Source organism: Ramlibacter sp. JJN2-2R, from assembly GCF_057747835.1.
Map to the genome: position 1 here is coordinate 2,366,802 of NZ_CM173226.1, position 16,874 is coordinate 2,383,675.

Genomic DNA, 16,874 nt, shown 5'->3' on the forward strand with positions numbered 1-16,874 from the left:
CGAATCTTCGCCGCGAGGAGGTCGCATGCCTGAAGTCGTCACGCACGAGGTGTTCAATCAGCCCGAGCCGCTGGCCGGCTACAACCTGTTCGCCGGCAATGCGGCGCTGCGCGACGCGCTGCGGTTCAATGCGCCCGACCTCGACACCGCGCCGCTGGCCGCGCTGGGCGAGCGGCTCGGCACGCCCGGGATGCAGGCCCATGCGCGCCTGGCCAACGTCAATCTTCCGCAGCTGCGCAGCCACGACCGGTTCGGCCGCCGGCTCGACGAGGTGGAGTTCCACCCGAGCTACCACGCGCTGATGGCCGCCGCGGTCGAGGCCGGCCTGCACGGCACGCCCTGGGCCGGCGGCTCGGCCTCGCCGCACGTGCTGCGCGCGGCCGGATTCATGCTCTTCACCGAGCTGGAGCCGTCCGTGCTGTGCCCGATCTCGATGACCTACGCGGTGACGCCGGCGCTGCGCAGCAATGCCGCGGTGTTCGCCGACTGGGCGCCCCGGCTCACCAGCCGCGTCTACGACCCCGCACTGCGCCCCTGGCACGACAAGGCGGGCGTGACCATGGGCATGGGCATGACCGAGAAGCAGGGCGGCTCGGACGTGCGGGCCAACACGACGCGCGCCGAGCCGGATGGCCAGGACGCCTGGGGGCAGCGCTTTCGCGTCACCGGCCACAAGTGGTTCTTCTCGGCGCCGATGTGCGATGCGTTCCTGGTGCTGGCGCAGACGGCCTCGGGCCTGTCGTGCCTGTTCCTGCCGCGGGTGCTGCCCGACCCCGGATCGCAGTCCGGGGCCGGCTCGCTGAACGCGATCCGCATCCAGCGGCTCAAGGACAAGCTGGGCAACAAGGCCAACGCCAGCTCGGAGGTCGAGTTCCACGGCGCCACCGCCTGGCTGGTGGGCGACGAGGGCCGCGGCGTGCCGCAGATCCTCGAGATGGGGACCATGACCCGGCTCGACTGCGCGCTGGGCACCAGCGGCCTGATGCGCCAGGCGCTGGCGCTGGCGCTGAACCACACCAGCCAGCGCCGGGCCTTCGGCAAGCGGCTCATCGAGCAGCCGCTGATGCGCAACGTGCTGGCCGACCTGGCGCTGGAGAGCGAGGCGGCGACGGCGCTGTCGATCCGGCTGGCGCGCGCCTTCGACCGCCGCGCCGATGCGCACGAGGCCGCCGTGGCGCGGCTGCTCACGCCGGTGGCCAAGTTCTGGATCTGCAAGCGCGGCAGCCACTTCGCCCAGGAGGCGATGGAGTGCCTGGGCGGCAACGGCTACGTGGAGGAGGGCGGCGAGGGCGTGATGGCCCGCATCTACCGCGAGATGCCGCTCAACTCGATCTGGGAGGGCGCCGGCAACATCATGGCGCTGGACCTGCTGCGCGCCCTGCGCAAGGCCGATGCGGCCGCGGCGCTGGCGCAGGAACTCGCGCCCGCCCGCGGCGCGCATCCGGCGCTCGACCGCCTGGCGGCCGCGCTGCCGGTGCGGGTCGAGGAGATGGCCACCGAGATGGAGGCGCGCCGGCTGGCCCAGGACGTGGCGCTGGCGGTGCAGGCCGCGCTGCTGCTGCAATCGGCGCCCGCGCCGGTGTTCGCCGCCTTCTGCGACTCGCGCATCGCCGGCCACTGGGGCCAGGCCTTCGGCACGCTGGGCGCGGGCACCGATGTCGACGCCCTCATCGCGCGCGCCATGCCGCGCTGACACACCCCCGGAAACCCCGACGCATGACCGACCTCATCCTCCACCACTATCCCGAATCGCCGTTCTCGGAGAAGGTGCGCCTGATCCTGGGCTTCAAGAAGCTGGCCTGGAAGTCGGTGCACGTGCCGCGCATCCAGCCCAAGCCCGACGTGGTGGCGCTCACGGGCGGCTACCGCCGCACGCCGTTTCTGCAGGTGGGGGCCGACATCTACTGCGACACCGCGCTGATCGGCGACGTGCTGGAGCACGTGCAGCCCGAGCCGCCGATCTACCCGCCGCACCTCAAGGGCGTCTCGCGCATCTTCGCGCAGTGGGCCGACACCACGCTGTTCTGGACCGCGATGACCTACAACATCCAGCCCCGGTCGGCGGCCACCATGTTCCCGAACGAGGCGGTCGCGCAGGCGTTTCTGGCCGACCGCAAGGCGATGCGCAGCAACATGACGCAGCTGCGTCCGGCGGACGCCACCTCGGCCTACCGCTCGTACCTGCGCCGCATCGCGCACATGGCCGACGAGCACGACTTCCTGTTCGGCGCCGAACCCTGCGTCGCCGACTTCGCCACCTACCACGCGCTCTGGTACACGCGCCACCGCGCCCCGGTCATGGCCGACATCCTGCAGCCCACGCCCTCGCTGCTGGAGTGGATGGACCGGATGGCGGCGCTGGGCGAAGGCCGCCCCGAGCGCTTCACGTCGGCCGACGCGATCACCGTCGCGCACAACGCGCAGCCGATGCCGCCGGGCCAGAACCTGCTGGTGGACAGCGCGTTCCAGGACGACCACGGCATCCCGCTGGGCTCGCGCGTGACGATCACGCCCGAATCGTTCGGCACCGAGGCCACCGAAGGCGAGCTGGTGGCCGCGACCCGCACGCACTACAGCCTCAGCCGCGAGGACGCGCGGGCAGGCCTGGTCCACGTCCACTTCCCCCGCATCGGCTACGTGCTGAGAAAGGCAGAACCCGCATGATCACGGACTTCAAGGGCAGGACGGCCGTCCTCACCGGCGCCGGCTCGGGCTTCGGCCTGGAATGCGCGCGCATCGGCGCCCGGCTGGGCATGAACCTGGTGCTGGTCGACGTGCAGCAGGACGCGCTGGACGAGGCGGCGGCCGAGATGCAGCAGGCCGGCGCCCAGGTGCTGGCGCGGCGCGTGGACGTCGCCAAGGCGGCCGAGATGGAGGCGCTGGCGCAGGCGGTGGGCGAGCGCTTCGGCGCGCCGAACTTCGTCTTCAACAATGCCGGCGTCGGCGCCGGCGGCCTGGTGTGGGAGAACACCGTCGCCGACTGGGAATGGGTGCTGGGCGTCAACCTCTGGGGCGTGGTGCACGGCGTGCGCCTGTTCACGCCCATGATGCTGGCCGCGGCGAAGCAGGATCCGTCCTGGCAGGGCCACATCGTCAACACCGCCAGCATGGCGGGCCTGCTCACGCCGCCCAACATGGGCATCTACAACGTCAGCAAGCACGCGGTGGTGAGCCTGACCGAGACGCTGTACCAGGACCTGCGCCTGGTCACCGACCAGGTTGGCGCCAGCGTGCTGTGCCCGTACTTCGTGCCCACCGGCATCAGCCAGAGCCACCGCAATCGCCCGGGCGAGCTGGCGGCGGCCAAGCCGACCCGCAGCCAGCTGATCGGCCAGGCCATGAGCGACAAGGCCGTGGGGTCGGGCAAGGTGACGGCGGCGGAGGTCGCGCAGAAGGTCTTCGACGCGATCGTGGCCGACCAGTTCTACGTCTTCAGCCACCCCAAGGCGCTGGGCAACGTGCGCAGCCGCATGGAGGCCATCGTCGAGGCGCGCAACCCGCCCGATCCCTTCCTGGAACGGCCGGACGTCGGCGCGCAACTGCGCGCCGCGCTGCGGGAGGCCTGATGGCCGCGGCGGCGGGCTGCTGCCTGTTCGACACGCCCATCGGCCGGTGCGGGATCGCCTGGACCGGCGACGGCCGGGTGCACGCCGTGCAGTTGCCCGAGGCCGACGATGCCCGCACGCTGGCGCGCATGCGCCGGCACTGCGGCGACGCGCCCGAGGCCGAACCGCCGGCGGGCATCCGGCGCGTCATCGAGCGCCAGCAGGCCGCGCTGTCGGGCGCGCGGGACGGGCTGGTGGACGTCGAGCTGGCCTGGGACGGCGTGCCCGACTTCCACCGGCGTGTGTACGACATCGCGCGCCGCATTCCGCCCGGCGAGGTGCGCACCTATGGCGAACTGGCGCGCGAGCTCGGCGACCCCGGCGCCGCGCGCGCGGTCGGCCAGGCGCTGGGGCACAACCCGTTCGCGCCCCTGGTGCCCTGCCACCGCATCCTCGCCGCGCGCGGCGGCAGCGGCGGCTTCTCGGCCGAGGGCGGCACGCGCACCAAGCTGCGCCTGCTGGAGATCGAAGGCGCCGTGCTGGGGGCGCAGGGGCCGGGGTTGTTCGACTGAAGGGTGGGGCAAGAAGGCCCTTCGCCGTCGTTCCGACGGAAGCCGGAATCCAGTGTGGTGCGGGTTTCACGCATGGCGCCCCCTCGATCCCGGCATTCGCCGGGATGACAGCTGAGTGGGTGACATCTGAACGCTGGATGACGTCTGACCGCTGGGTGGCGCGGGCCGCCCGCTCTCCAAAGCCGTCATTCCGGCGAAAGCCGGAATCCAGTCCGGTGCGACTCTCACGCACAGCGCCCCCTGGATCCCGGCTTTCGCCGGGATGACATCGGAGTGACGACGCCACGTCGATCCCAGCCGTCGCCGGACGACAGGGAACCCTTGGATCACGAGGGCGCCGTGGGCCTGGGCGCGGGCCCGTGTGGCCTACACCCGTTCGCGGCCCGGCGGGCGGTCGAACGGGTCGCGTTCGTCGACGCGCGTGGGAGACACCGTCTCCACCCGGCCCGACATGGGTTCGACGCGGCCCAGTCCGGGCTCGACCCGTCCCGCCGGCTCGACCCGCCCGGCGAACGGCTCGACGCGGCCGGTGCGGGGTTCCACGCGGCCGGCGATCGGTTCGACGCGGTCGCCCAGCGGCTCCACGCGCGCCAGCGGCTCGGCGCGGCCGGCGCGGCTGTCCAGGCGGCGCTCGAGTTCGCCCAGGCGCGAGGTCAGCAGGTGGTACATCTGCTCGAGCTGGTTGCGCAGCTCGCGCTGGTGCTGGGCCATCGTCTTGTCCAGCTCCGTGTTCACCATCGACTCGCGCTGGCGCGTGTCGCGCAGGTGCGCATCGAGCATCTGGCGCAGGTCGGTGAAGCGCGAGGCCTCGGCCTTGTCGGCCAGTTCGCGCTGCGAATGCAGCACGCGCGCGTGCTGGCGCGACTCGAGCAGGCTCTGGGTGCGCATCGACACCGCGCTGGCCAGGAACACCAGCAGGGCCACGCCCAGGATGGTCAGCAGGATCAGCCCAAGGGGGGCCGCGGCGGTCACGACGCCGAAGTTGAGGGGAACGGGACGGGTGAACTCGGACCAGTTCTGGGCGGCGAAGCCGGCCACGAGCAGGATCGCGAGCACCAGCAGGATCACACGGGCGCGCATGGGGGTCTCCGGTCGAAGGATATGCGTTCCATGTTGAAAAGTTGCCCCTGGCGCGGATGTCAGCCGCCGTCCCGATTCGCTGTGCGCCCGCTGTGGCAAACTCGCGCGCTTTCCGAGCGGAGCCCAGCAGGACACATGGACAAGATCACCCGCCAGATCGCCGCCGAACTGCGCGTCGCCGAGACGCAGGTGCGCACCGCGGTCGACCTGCTCGACGGCGGCGCCACCGTGCCCTTCATCGCGCGCTACCGCAAGGAAGCCACCGGCGGGCTGGACGACATCCAGCTGCGCGAGCTGCAGGAGCGGCTGGGCTACCTGCGCGAGCTCGAGGAGCGCCGCGAGGCCGTCATCAAGAGCGTGCAGGAGCAGGGCAAGCTCACGCCCGAGCTTCGCGCCGCGTTCGAGGCCGCCCCCACCAAGCAGGAGCTGGAAGACCTCTACCTGCCCTACAAGCCCAAGCGCCGCACCAAGGGCCAGATCGCGCGCGAGGCGGGCATCGAGCCGCTGGCCGACCGGCTGTTCGCCGATCCGCGGCTGGACCCCGCCGCCGAGGCGCAGGCCTTCGTGAAGGCGGAGAAGGGCGAGGGCGGCGAGGACTTCACCACCGTGCCGGCCGTGCTCGATGGCGTGCGCGACATCCTGTCCGAGCGCTGGGCCGAGGAGCCGGCGCTGGTGCAGTCGCTGCGCGAATGGCTGTGGACCGAGGGCCTGTTCCGCAGCAAGCTCGCCACCGGCAAGGACGAGAACCACCCGGACGTCGCCAAGTTCCGCGACTACTTCGACTACGACGAGCCGATCGGCCGCGTGCCGTCGCACCGCGCGCTGGCGGTGTTCCGCGGCCGCCAGCTGGAGATCCTGGACGCCAAGCTGGCGCTGCCGGTCGAGCCCGAGCCCGGCAAGCCCTCGATCGCCGAAGGCAAGGTCGCGCTGCAGCTGGGCTGGAGCCACCAGGGCCGGCCGGCCGACGACCTGCTGCGCAAGTGCGTGGCCTGGACCTGGCGCGTGAAGCTGTCGCTGTCGATCGAGCGCGACCTGTTCGCCCGCCTGCGCGAGGACGCCGAGAAGGTCGCCATCAAGGTGTTCGCCGACAACCTGCGCGACCTGCTGCTGGCCGCGCCGGCCGGCCCGCGCGTGGTGATGGGCCTGGACCCGGGCATCCGCACCGGCGTGAAGGTCGCCGTCGTCGACGCCACCGGCAAGCTGGTGGACACCGCCACCGTCTTTCCGCACGAGCCGCGCCGCGACTGGGAAGGCTCGCTGCACACGCTGGAGCGCCTGTGCCGCAAGCACGGCGTCAACCTGGTCGCCATCGGCAATGGCACCGCCAGCCGCGAGACCGACAAGCTGGCGGCCGACCTGGGCAAGCGCGTCGAGGGGCTGCAGCGGGTGGTCGTGAGCGAAGCGGGCGCGTCGGTCTATTCGGCCAGCGAGTTCGCCTCGCAGGAGATGCCGGACGTCGACGTGTCGCTGCGCGGCGCCGCCAGCATCGCGCGGCGGCTGCAGGACCCGCTGGCCGAGCTGGTGAAGATCGACCCCAAGTCCATCGGCGTCGGCCAGTACCAGCACGACGTCAACCAGACCGAGCTGGCCCGCACGCTGGACGCGGTGGTCGAGGACTGCGTGAACTCGGTGGGCGTGGACCTCAACACCGCCAGCGTGCCGCTGCTCACGCGCGTGTCGGGCCTGTCGTCGGCCGTGGCCAAGTCGGTGGTGCGCTGGCGCGAGGCCAACGGCGCCTTCCGCTCGCGCCGGCAGCTGCTGGACGTCAGCGGCCTGGGCGCCAAGACCTTCGAGCAGAGCGCGGGCTTCCTGCGCATCCGCGACGGCGAGAACCCGCTGGACATGACGGGCGTGCACCCCGAGACCTATCCGGTGGTGGAGAAGATGATCGCGACCACCGGCAAGCCGGTGGCCGAGCTGATGGGGCGCGCCGAGATGCTCAAGACCCTGCGGCCCGAACTGTTCGCCAACGAGCAGTTCGGCGTCATCACGGTCAGGGACATCCTGTCGGAGCTGGAAAAGCCCGGCCGCGACCCGCGGCCCGACTTCAAGGTGGCGCGCTTCAACGAGGGGGTCGAGGACATCGCCGACCTGCAGGAGGGCATGGTGCTGGAAGGCACCGTGAGCAACGTGGCGCAGTTCGGCGCCTTCGTCGACCTGGGCGTGCACCAGGACGGCCTGGTGCACGTGAGCCAGCTGTCCAACCGCTTCGTCAACGACGCGCGCGAGGTCGTCAAGACCGGCGACATCGTCAAGGTCAAGGTGCTCGAGGTCGACGCGGCCCGCAAGCGCATCAGCCTGACCATGAAGCTCGACGCCAAGGGCGCGCCGCGCCGCGACGGTCCGCGCGACAACAGGTACGAGGGCGCCGGGCGCGGCCAGCGCGCGCCGGCCAACCCGCAACTCAACACCGCGATGGCCGGCGCGTTCGCCAAGCTGTCGCAGCGCAAGTAGCGCCATGGCCGCCGGGCGGGCGCTGCGCATCCACGCCGGCCCGCGCGCGCGCGAGCACATCGCGCGGCACGGCCTGCGGCCGCAGGACATCAGCGTCGTGCCCGGGGCGGCGGGCGGGCCCAAGGGCCTGATCCTCGGGCCGCTGGACCGCTTCCTGTTCGGCGACTGGCTGCCCCGCTCGAGCCAGCCCGTGCACCTGGTCGGCGCCTCCATCGGCGCGTGGCGCATGGCCACGGCCTGCCTGGACGCCGCGGTGCCGGCCTTCGAGCGGCTCGAGCGCGACTACATCGCGCAGGACTACGAACCCGAGCCGGGGCGCAAGACGCCGTCGGCCCGCCACGTCAGCGAGCGGTTCGCGCAGAGCCTGGCATCCTTCTACGGCGGCCGGGTGGCGCAGGTGCTCGGGCATCCCCGCTACCGGCTCCATGTCGTCACCTCGCGCGGGCGCCACCTGCTCTCGCGCGAGCACCGCGTCGGCACGCCGCTGGGCTACCTGGGCGCCTACCTCGCCAACGGCGTGCACCGGCGTGCGCTGGGTGCCTGGCTGGAGCGCGTGGTGTTCTCGTCGGGGCCGGCCGCCGACGCGCTCAGCCTGCCGTTCGACGACCAGGACTACCGCACCCGCCAGGTGCGGCTGACCGAGGCCAACTTCCAACCGGCGCTGCAGGCCAGCTGCTCCATCCCGTTCGTGCTGCAGGCCGTGCACGACATCCCGGGCGCGCCGCCCGGCGCCTACTGGGACGGCGGCATCACCGATTACCACCTGCACCTGAACTACGCCGCGGCGCATCCCCGGGGCCTGGTGCTGTACCCGCACTTCCAGCGGGCGGTCGTGCCGGGCTGGCTCGACAAGGCCTGGCGCTGGCGGCACGGCGCGACGCCGTTCCTGGACAACACCATCGTGCTGGCGCCCGATCCCGAGTGGATGCGCAGCCTGCCGAACGGCAAGCTGCCCGACCGCACGGACTTCGCCCGCTACGGCACCGACCTCGCGGCGCGCATGCGCGTGTGGCAGGCGGCCGCCGACGCCAGCCGGCAGCTGGCCGACGAGTTCGCGCAGTGGGTGGAGCGCTGCGACCCGGCGCAGGTGGAGCCGCTGTGACCGCCCTGGCGGGCCGCGTCGCCGGCTGGGACCTGCTGCGCGGCCTGTGCGCGCTGACGGTCGCGTCGTACCACCTGCTGTACTGGCTGCAGCTGGCCGAACTGCCGGCGCTGGGCACCTACGGCGTGTACCTGTTCTTCGTCCTCTCGGGCGCCAGCCTGGCCTACACATACGACGCCCGGCCGCTCTTGCGGCCTCGGGCCTTCGCGGCGTTCCTGATCACGCGTTGGCTGCGCCTGGCGCCGCTGTACCTGCTGCTGTGCATGGTGTTCGTGGCGATGCTGGCGGCGCGCAACGGCGCGCTGGTGGAGCAGCTCGGTGCCCGCCTGGCGCTCAACGCCACGTTCGCCTTCGGGCTGCACGACCCGGTGGTGTGGGCCTTGCTGATCGGCGGCTGGTCGCTCGGGATCGAGGCCGTCTATTACCTGGCCTTCCCGCTGTTCGCACGCATCGCCGCGCGGCCACGCCTCCGCTGGGCGTTGCTCGTCCTGCTGGGCCTGCTGCAGGCGGGCTGGATCGCCCGGACGATCGGCAGCGCCGGCTGGCAGGCGGGCGCGGTGGCCTACCACCAGGTGCCCGCGTTCGCCGCCTACTTCTTTGCCGGCTGCATGATCGGCGCGCAGCGGCGCGAGGCGCAGGCGCCGTGGCCGTTCGCACGCGCGGTCGCGGCCTGGCTCGCGCTGGGGGCGCTGCTTGCGCTGCTGATGCCGTCGCAGCCCGGCGACGAGCTGCTCGGCTGGCGCGGCCTCGTGCTGGCGCCGGCGTGCATGGTGGTGGTCTGGATCAGCGGCCGGGCCGCGGTCCCGCCCGCCGTGCAGCCGCTCGCGGCGGCGGCCGGCGACATCACCTACGGCACCTACCTGCTGCACCCCATGCTGCTGTTCGCGGTGGCGTGGTTCGTGCACCCGCTCGAGACGCTGGCGCCGGCGTCGCGCTGGCTGCTGCTCGCCGGCGTGCTGGCCGCCTCGTGCGGGCTGGCGTGGTGCAGCGAGCGGTGGCTCGAGCGGCCCGTGCGCCGCTGGGGCCGCCGCCGGCTGGCCGGCGGCGCCGCGACGGCCCGGCCGCCTCAGAGCGAGGCGGCCAGCATCTCCTCGTAGTCCTCGACGCTGGCCAGCCGCGGGTTGGTCTTGTGGCAGTGATCGGCCATCGCGCCCTGGATGATCTTGCCGAACCAGTCGCGCTGCACGCCCAGGGCAGCCAGGCCCGTGGGCAGGCCCAGGCGCGCGTTCATGTCGCGGATCGCGTCGGGGATGTCGCCGGCTGCCGCCAGGCCCATCGCGTGCGCCATGCGCTCCAGGCGCCGTTCCTCGCGCACCGAGTCGGCCTGCGCATTGAAGCGCACCACCGCCGGCAGGAACATCGCGTTCAGCGTGCCGTGGTGCAGTTGCGGGTTGACGCCGCCCAGGCTGTGGCTGAGCGAATGCACGCAACCCAGGCCCTTCTGGAAGGCCATCGCGCCCTGCATCGACGCGCTCATGAGCTGCCGGCGGGCCTCGCGGTCGCTGCCGTCGCGGGTGGCGCGCTCGATGTGCGCCCAGCCGCGCTCCAGGCCGTCCAGCGCGATGCCGTCGGCCGGCGGGTTGAAGGGCGCCGCCATGAAGGTCTCCATGCAGTGCGCGATGGCGTCCATGCCGGTGGCGGCGGTGAGCCTGGGCGGCAGGCCCAGGGTGAGCTCGGGATCACAGATCGCGGTGCGCGGCACCAGGTTCCAGGAATGGAAGCCGAGCTTGCGGCCGTCGTCGACGATGATGATCGCGCCGCGCGCCACCTCGCTGCCGGTGCCGCTGGTGGTCGGCACCGCGATCAGCGGGGCGACGCTCGCGGTGATCCGCGGCGAGCCGCCTTCGATGGTGGCGTAGTGGGTGAGGGGGCCCTCGTGGGTGGCCGCGATGGCCACGCCCTTGGCGCAGTCGATGGCCGAGCCGCCGCCCACGGCGACCAGGCCGTCGCAGCGCTGGTCCTTGTAGATCTGCACGGCGGCACGCACCGCCGCCTCCGTGGGATTGGAGGGCGTCTGGTCGAAGATCGCGTGCGGCATGCCTTCGAGCGCGTCCAGCGCCTTCTGCAGCACCCCGGCCGCCTTGACGCCGGCGTCGGTGACGACGAGCGGGCGGGTGATGCCCACGCGCTCGCACTCGGCGCGCAGCAGGCGCACGGCGCCGAAATCGAACTGGACCTGGGTGATGTAGTAGATCAGGGACATGGTCGGGCTTGCGGTCGTAAGATGCCGCTCCCACTGTATCGCGAAGGAGCGGACGCATGACATCGTGTTGGCGACTTTCCCTGGCCGTCCTGGCGCTGGCCGCGTCCGCGGTCCACGCGGACTGCCTGACGGACGCCCAGGCCGCGGCGCTGGTCGAGGCGATGCTGGCGCGCCAGCCGGCGGCCAATCCCGACAACCCGTCCGAGGCCGACGCGGCCTGCTCGCGGGCCAAGGTCACCGGACTGCTCGCGCAGCGCATGGGCCGGCTGGTGGGCTACAAGGCGGGCCTGACCAATCCGGCGGTGCAGAAGCGCTTCAACTACGACAAGCCGGTCTGGGGCAAGCTGTACGAGCAGATGATCCTGCCCGATGGCAGCCAGGTCGATGCCGCCTTCGGCGCCCGCCCGCTGTTCGAGGCCGACATGCTGGTGCGCGTCAGCAGCCTGGCGATCAACGAGGCGAAGACGCCCGAGCAGGTGCTGGACGCGATCGACCAGGTGATTCCCTTCATCGAGCTGCCCGACCTGGTGGTGCAGGCGCCGCCGCGCCTGAACGGCCCCGGCGTCAGCGCCATCAACGTCGGCGCGCGCCTGGGCGTGGCCGGCAAGCCGATCCCGGTGCCGGCGTACCGCGCCGAGCGCTACGCGTTGCTGGACGGCCTGCGCGACATGGCCGTCACGCTCACCGACCAGTCCGGCGCCGCGCTGGGCGGCGGCAAGGGCAGCGACATCCTGGACCACCCGCTCAATGCGGTCGTGTGGCTCGCCGGCGCGCTGGCCCAGGAGGGCCTGGCCATGAAGCCGGGCGACCTGATCAGCCTGGGCTCGTTCTCGGCGCTGCTGCCGCCCAAGCCCGGCCTGGCGGTCACCGCAACGTACCGCGGGCTGCCCGGCGCCGCGCCGGTGACGGTGCGCTTCAATTGAACCGGTGACCTTCCTCGCCGACTACCCCGAGCTCACGCGCCCGATGCGATCGGTGCTCGAGCGCATGTCGCGGCTGCGGCGCGAACCGATGCACCTGATGCCGCCGCAGCAGGCGCGCGCCATGTACGAAGGATCGGCCGACGTGCTGGAGGTGCCCCGGCGCCCGCTGGCCCGCGTGGACGACCTGCAGGTGCCCGCCCGCGACGGCGCCATGCTGCCGGCGCGGCTGTACCAGCCCGACGACCGGGCGCGCGGGGTGCTGCTGTACCTGCACGGCGGCGGTTTCACCATCGGCAGCGTCGGCACGCACGACATCCTGTGCCGCGAGCTCGCGGCGCTGGCCTCGTGCAACGTGGTGTCGCTGGGCTACCGGCAGGCGCCGGAACACCGCTTCCCGACGGCCGTGGACGACACCTGGGACGCGCTGCAGTGGCTGGCCCGCGAGCGCACGGCGCTGGGCCTGGCCGGCCAGCCGATGGCCGTGGGCGGCGACAGCGCGGGCGGCACGCTGGCGGCGGTGGCGGCCATCCAGGCGCGCGACGCCGGCCTGCCGCTCGCCTTGCAGCTGCTGTTCTATCCGGGCACGGCCGCGCGGCAGGACAGCGCCTCGCACCGCCGCTACCACCACGGGCTGGTGCTGGAGCAGGCCCACATCGAGTACTTCTTCGGCCATTACATCGACGTCGGGCTGCGGGACGACTGGCGGTTCGCGCCGCTCAACGCCCACGACGTGGAAGGCGTCGCGCCGGCCTGGATCGGGCTGGCCGAGTGCGATCCGCTGTTCGACGACGGCATCGCCTACGCAGATAAACTGCGCGCCGCCGGTGGCGCCGTCGACCTCGAGGTCTGGCGCGGCGTCACCCACGAATTCATCAAGATGGGCCGCGCCATCCCCGAGGCGCGCCAGGCCCATGCCGCGGCCGCCCGGGCGCTGGCCGAGGCCTTCCACGACACACCATGAAACGAGACGAGTTCCGGTTCTTCCATCGACTGCGCGTGCGCTGGGCCGAAGTGGACATGCAGAAGATCGTGTTCAACGCGCACTACCTGATGTACTTCGACACAGCGATCGCCGACTACTGGCGCGCGCTCGCCCTGCCGTACGAGGAGGCGATGCACCAGCTGGGCGGTGACCTGTACGTGAAGAAGGCGACGGTCGAGTTCCAGGCCTCGGCGCGCATGGACGACCAGCTCGACGTGGGCCTACGCTGCGCGCGCATCGGCACCTCGTCGATGCAGTTCCTGGGCGCCATCTTCCGCGGCGACCAGCTGCTGATCACCTGCGAGCTGGTCTACGTGTTCGCCGATCCGGCCACGCAGACGTCGCGCCCGGTGCCCCAGGCCCTGCGCGACATCGTCGAGGGCTACGAGGCCGGCCGGCCGGTCACGCGCCTGTCGTGCGGCAGCTGGTCGGACCTCGGCCCCGACGCGTCCGGCATCCGCACGCGCGTGTTCGTCGAGGAGCAGCGCATCCCGGCCGAGCTCGAGTGGGACGAGGCGGACGCTACCGCCGTCCATGCGGTCGCCTACAACCTCCTGGGCCAGCCGCTCGCGACCGGGCGGCTGCTGCAGCCCGAGCCGGGGCTGGCGCGCATCGGCCGCATGGCCGTGCACCAGGTGCTGCGCGGCGCCGGTCTGGGCGAGCAGGTGCTGCGCGCGCTGGCCGACGCCGCCCAGGCGCGCGGCGACCGCGAGGTCACGCTGCACGCGCAACGCAGCGCCGAGGGCTTCTACCGCCGCCTGGGCTTCCGGGTGCAGGGCCAGCCCTACGAGGAAGCCGGCATCCCGCACATCGACATGGTGGCATCGCTGCCGCTGTCGCAGCCTTCGGCGCGGCACTGAGATGGCGCGCAGCCAACGACGCGCCCCGTCCCGCGCGGACGGCGGGCCGGTCCGCGCCGCGCCCACGCCGGCCCCGGCACCGCGCAGGCCCCGGCCGGACGGGGCCGGCAGCGGCGCCGCGGCGGCGCTCCTCGCCCTGGTCATGCTGCTGGCGCCCGCGCTGGGCGTCCCGAACGAATACCTGCTGCAGGACACGCTCAAGTCGATGATCGTGTCGTTCGGCGCGCTCGGCGCCGTGCTGCTCGTCTGCTGGGACCGGCGCCACGAGGCGGCCACGGTGCGCTGGCACGGCGTGCTCTGGCTGCCGCTGCTGCTGGTGGCGTATGCACTGGGCAGCATGGCCTGGTCGCATGCGCACCTGGCGGGCGTGGAGGCGATCCGCTGGTTCGTCTTCAGCCTGCTGCTGTGGGCGGCCCTCAATGCCTTCACGCGCGAGCGCCTGCCCTGGCTGGCCTGGGGCATCCATGCCGGCGCGCTGGGCGCCTCGCTGTGGACGGCGCTGCAGTTCTGGGTCGACTTCCGCTTTTTCCCGCAGGGGCCGAACCCGGCGTCGACCTTCGTCAACCGCAACTTCTTTGCCGAGTTCGTGGTCTGCACGCTGCCCTTCTCGTTCCTGCTGCTGGTGCGGGCGCGCCAGAGCGCGATGGTGGCGCTGCTGGCGGCCAGCAACGCCTTCATCGCCGTCGCCATCCTGATGACCGGCACGCGGTCCGCCCTGATCTCGCTGTGGCTGCAGCTGCTGGTGGTGCTGCCGCTGATCGTGTGGCGCTGCCGCGCGACGCTCGCGGCGCGGACCTGGCCCGCCGGCCTGCGCTGGCTCGCGGCCGGGGTGGCGCTGGCCGTGGTGCTGGGCCTCGGCGCGATCCCCTCTGGCAACGGGAAGATCCTGGAGGAGGGCCGCGGCCACACCGCGCTGGAACGCGGCTTCAAGCGCACCGGGTCCATCTCGCCCGAGGACGCCTCGCTGAACATCCGCAAGATCATGTGGCGGGCCACGCTGCGCGTGATCGCCGACCGGCCGCTGACCGGCGTGGGCGCGGGCGCCTGGGAGGTGCAGATCCCGCGCTACCAGGCCGAAGGCGAGCAGCTCGAGACCGACTACTACGTGCACAACGAGGTGCTGCAGTTGCTGGCCGAGGACGGCCTGGTGGGCCTGCTGTTCCTGCTGGGCCTGGCCGCCTGGCTGCTGCGCTCGGCCTGGGTGACCTGGCGCGCCGCGGCCGGCGCGCAGGCCGACGAAGCGCCCTGGCGGGCGATCGCGCTGGCCTCGCTGCTGTCGCTGCTGATCGTCAGCAACGTCGGTTTCCCGTGGCGCATGGCCTCGACCGGGGCGCTGTTCGCGCTGTCGCTGGGCCTGCTGGCCGGCTCCGACGCCCGGCTGGGCCTGGCCGGTCGGATCGGCACGGTCACGCTGCCGTGGCGGCGGGCCTGGAACTCGGCCGCCATCGCAGCCGGCGTGGCGGGCCTGGCGCTGGCCACCTACATCTCCGCGCAGGCCGCCGCCTGCGAAGGCAAGATCGTGCGCGCGGTGCAGCTGGCGATGCGGATCAACGCCTCGGGCCGCCCGGACGACCCGCGCTGGAACGCCGACAAGGCGCAGATCCTGGCGCTCACGCGCGAGGCGGTGGCGATCAACCCGCACTACCGCAAGATCACGCCCATGGTCGCGGACGAGCTGGCGCGCTGGGGCGACTGGAAGAACGCCACCTGGATCTGGGAGTCGGTGCTGTCCTCGCGGCCCTACATCGTGGCGATCCTGTCCAACGCGGCGCGCGGGCATGCGGCGATGCAGGAGTGGGAGCCGGCGTTCGCGTACCTGGAGCGGGCCAGGAAGATCTCGCCGCATGCGCCGGCGGTGTTGTCGCTGGAGGTGATCCTGCTCTCGCGCACCGGCAAGGAGGCGCAGGCACTGCAGGTCGCGCGCGACGCGCTGGCGCAGGGCCGCTACGACTCGGACCTGCTCACCGGGGCATTCCTGCTCGGCTGGCGCCAGGGCGACTACCCGCTGGCGGAACGCGCCATGGGGCTGCGCCTGCGCGAGTTCCCGGACCAGCGTGTCCAGGGGTACATCGAGCTGGGCAACTTCTACCTGGTCGCGATGAAGGACGAGCAGCGCGCGCTGCAGGCCTGGCGCCTGTCGCTCGCGGCGGCCGGGCCGGGCAACCGGCTGGCGGTGCTGCAGCAGGTGCCGGCCGCCTACCGCGACCGGCTGGGCCCCTGATCAGATGTCCGCCAGCAGCGGGTAGGGCAGGGGCAACAGGGTGAGGGCCGGGCCGTCGGGGGCGCCGGCATGCAGCGCGCCGCCTTCGGCCGCGCTGGTCTGCATCGAGACGATGGCGTCCCAGCCGCCCTCGGGCGCCGGCGCGCACTCGGCCACCAGCCCGCACGGCTGCGACGGGTCGGCGTCGTGGAACACCTCCTGGCCGACCTGCAGCGCGGCGGCCGCATGCGCCACGTAGGCCCGGCGCTTGAGGGTGCCGCGGAACTGGCTGCGCGCCACGACCTCCTGGCCGGGGTAGCAGCCCTTCTTGAAGTTCACCCCGCCGACCGACTCGTAGTTCAGCATCTGCGGCACGAAGGCCTCGACGATGGGCGCGGTCACGGTCGCGATGCCGCTGCGGACCTCGCCCCATTGCCAGAGTTGCACCGGCAGCGTGCCCGCCGCGGGCGAGGCGTCGGCCGCCGGCGCGACGCGCAGCGCGCGGGCGCGGCCCTCGGCCGGGTGCAGGCGCACGACCTGCGCCGGGCCGGCGTTGCGCTTGCCCCAGGGCGCCAGGCCATCGGCCAGGGCCAGGGCGGCATCGCCGGCGGCGCCTTCGACCACGAAGTCGGACGAGGCGTCGGCCAGCTTGACCTTGGCGCGCAGCACGAACATCGACAGCCGCTTGAGCGTGGTCGCCAGGATGTCGCGCGAGACGACCAGCAGGATGTCGTGCGGCTCGCGGGCGAAGCCCACGAAGCTGGCCAGCATGCGGCCCTTGGCCGTGCAGAACGCCGCCAGCCGGGCCTCGTCGGGGCGCAGCAGGACGAAATCCTGGGTGAGCTGGTTGTGCAGGAAGCGCTCGGCGTCCTCGCCTTGCGCGCGGATCACGCCCAGGTGGGGCAGGGCGCAGGTGCCTTCGAGGGAGTGGGGCATCCGCGGATTATCATGGC

At 72.6% G+C, this 16,874-nt stretch carries 14 protein-coding genes; 11 read left to right on the plus strand and 3 right to left on the minus strand.

What is annotated here, in order from left to right; genetic code table 11:
* Nucleotides 1-25: 25 nt before the first annotated feature.
* From AC3ANR_RS11535 to AC3ANR_RS11550, 4 genes are read left to right on the plus strand one after another with little or no spacing between them, the layout of a single operon-like run.
* Nucleotides 26-1,693, plus strand: coding sequence for an isovaleryl-CoA dehydrogenase (locus AC3ANR_RS11535; protein ID WP_488288253.1), 1,668 nt, complete (start codon nucleotides 26-28; stop codon nucleotides 1,691-1,693).
* A 23-nt stretch (nucleotides 1,694-1,716) separates the two neighbouring features.
* Entirely contained in the window at nucleotides 1,717-2,664 is a 948-nt protein-coding gene (locus AC3ANR_RS11540; RefSeq protein ID WP_488288254.1) for a glutathione S-transferase family protein, read from the plus strand.
* Nucleotides 2,661-3,566 (plus strand): SDR family oxidoreductase, encoded by a 906-nt coding sequence (locus AC3ANR_RS11545; RefSeq protein ID WP_488288255.1) that lies wholly within the window; start codon nucleotides 2,661-2,663, stop codon nucleotides 3,564-3,566. Before AC3ANR_RS11540 ends, AC3ANR_RS11545 begins: the two co-directional genes overlap by 4 nt.
* Nucleotides 3,566-4,117, plus strand: coding sequence for a methylated-DNA--[protein]-cysteine S-methyltransferase (locus tag AC3ANR_RS11550; RefSeq protein ID WP_488288256.1), 552 nt, complete (start codon nucleotides 3,566-3,568; stop codon nucleotides 4,115-4,117). Before AC3ANR_RS11545 ends, AC3ANR_RS11550 begins: the two co-directional genes overlap by 1 nt.
* 366 nt (nucleotides 4,118-4,483) lie before the next feature.
* Here the strand turns inward: AC3ANR_RS11550 and AC3ANR_RS11555 are convergent, their stop codons facing one another.
* The gene (locus tag AC3ANR_RS11555; protein WP_488288257.1) at nucleotides 4,484-5,197 is read right to left on the minus strand and encodes a hypothetical protein; all 714 of its coding nucleotides are present in this window, start codon (nucleotides 5,195-5,197) and stop codon (nucleotides 4,484-4,486) included.
* Nucleotides 5,198-5,332: 135 nt separating this feature from the next.
* Here AC3ANR_RS11555 and AC3ANR_RS11560 point away from each other — a divergent pair, with 135 nt between their 5' ends.
* Genes AC3ANR_RS11560 through AC3ANR_RS11570 form a run of 3 tightly spaced genes read left to right on the plus strand, consistent with a single transcriptional unit; the run spans nucleotide 5,333 to nucleotide 9,850 of the window.
* Entirely contained in the window at nucleotides 5,333-7,651 is a 2,319-nt protein-coding gene (locus AC3ANR_RS11560; RefSeq protein WP_488288258.1) for a Tex family protein, read from the plus strand.
* 4 nt (nucleotides 7,652-7,655) lie between these two features.
* On the plus strand, nucleotides 7,656-8,753 hold the full coding sequence (locus AC3ANR_RS11565) for a phospholipase (protein ID WP_488288259.1): 1,098 nt from the start codon (nucleotides 7,656-7,658) through the stop codon (nucleotides 8,751-8,753).
* A complete protein-coding gene (locus AC3ANR_RS11570) occupies nucleotides 8,750-9,850 on the plus strand; it encodes an acyltransferase family protein (RefSeq protein WP_488288260.1) in 1,101 nt (366 codons plus the stop codon). Before AC3ANR_RS11565 ends, AC3ANR_RS11570 begins: the two co-directional genes overlap by 4 nt.
* On the opposite strand, the gene AC3ANR_RS11575 is transcribed toward AC3ANR_RS11570, so the two are convergent.
* Entirely contained in the window at nucleotides 9,820-10,956 is a 1,137-nt protein-coding gene (locus AC3ANR_RS11575; protein ID WP_488288261.1) for an iron-containing alcohol dehydrogenase, read from the minus strand. The genes AC3ANR_RS11570 and AC3ANR_RS11575 overlap by 31 nt on opposite strands.
* A 56-nt stretch (nucleotides 10,957-11,012) precedes the next feature.
* On the opposite strand from AC3ANR_RS11575, the gene AC3ANR_RS11580 reads away from it, so the two are divergent.
* The 4 genes from AC3ANR_RS11580 to AC3ANR_RS11595 all read left to right on the plus strand — a co-directional run bounded on the left by AC3ANR_RS11580 (nucleotide 11,013) and on the right by AC3ANR_RS11595 (nucleotide 15,942).
* A complete protein-coding gene (locus tag AC3ANR_RS11580) occupies nucleotides 11,013-11,879 on the plus strand; it encodes a 2-keto-4-pentenoate hydratase (RefSeq protein WP_488288262.1) in 867 nt (288 codons plus the stop codon).
* Between the two features lie 43 nt (nucleotides 11,880-11,922).
* Nucleotides 11,923-12,840: an alpha/beta hydrolase gene (locus tag AC3ANR_RS11585; RefSeq protein WP_488291794.1), complete on the plus strand. Its 918-nt coding sequence runs from the start codon at nucleotides 11,923-11,925 to the stop codon at nucleotides 12,838-12,840.
* Complete coding sequence (locus AC3ANR_RS11590) at nucleotides 12,837-13,721, plus strand: YbgC/FadM family acyl-CoA thioesterase (protein WP_488288263.1); 885 nt, start codon at nucleotides 12,837-12,839, stop codon at nucleotides 13,719-13,721. Before AC3ANR_RS11585 ends, AC3ANR_RS11590 begins: the two co-directional genes overlap by 4 nt.
* A 142-nt stretch (nucleotides 13,722-13,863) precedes the next feature.
* Nucleotides 13,864-15,942, plus strand: a complete 2,079-nt coding sequence (locus AC3ANR_RS11595; RefSeq protein ID WP_488288264.1) for an O-antigen ligase family protein — start codon at nucleotides 13,864-13,866, stop codon at nucleotides 15,940-15,942.
* Here the strand turns inward: AC3ANR_RS11595 and ygfZ are convergent, their stop codons facing one another.
* Nucleotides 15,943-16,857: a CAF17-like 4Fe-4S cluster assembly/insertion protein YgfZ gene (gene ygfZ / locus AC3ANR_RS11600; protein WP_488288265.1), complete on the minus strand. Its 915-nt coding sequence runs from the start codon at nucleotides 16,855-16,857 to the stop codon at nucleotides 15,943-15,945.
* Nucleotides 16,858-16,874: the final 17 nt, after the last annotated feature.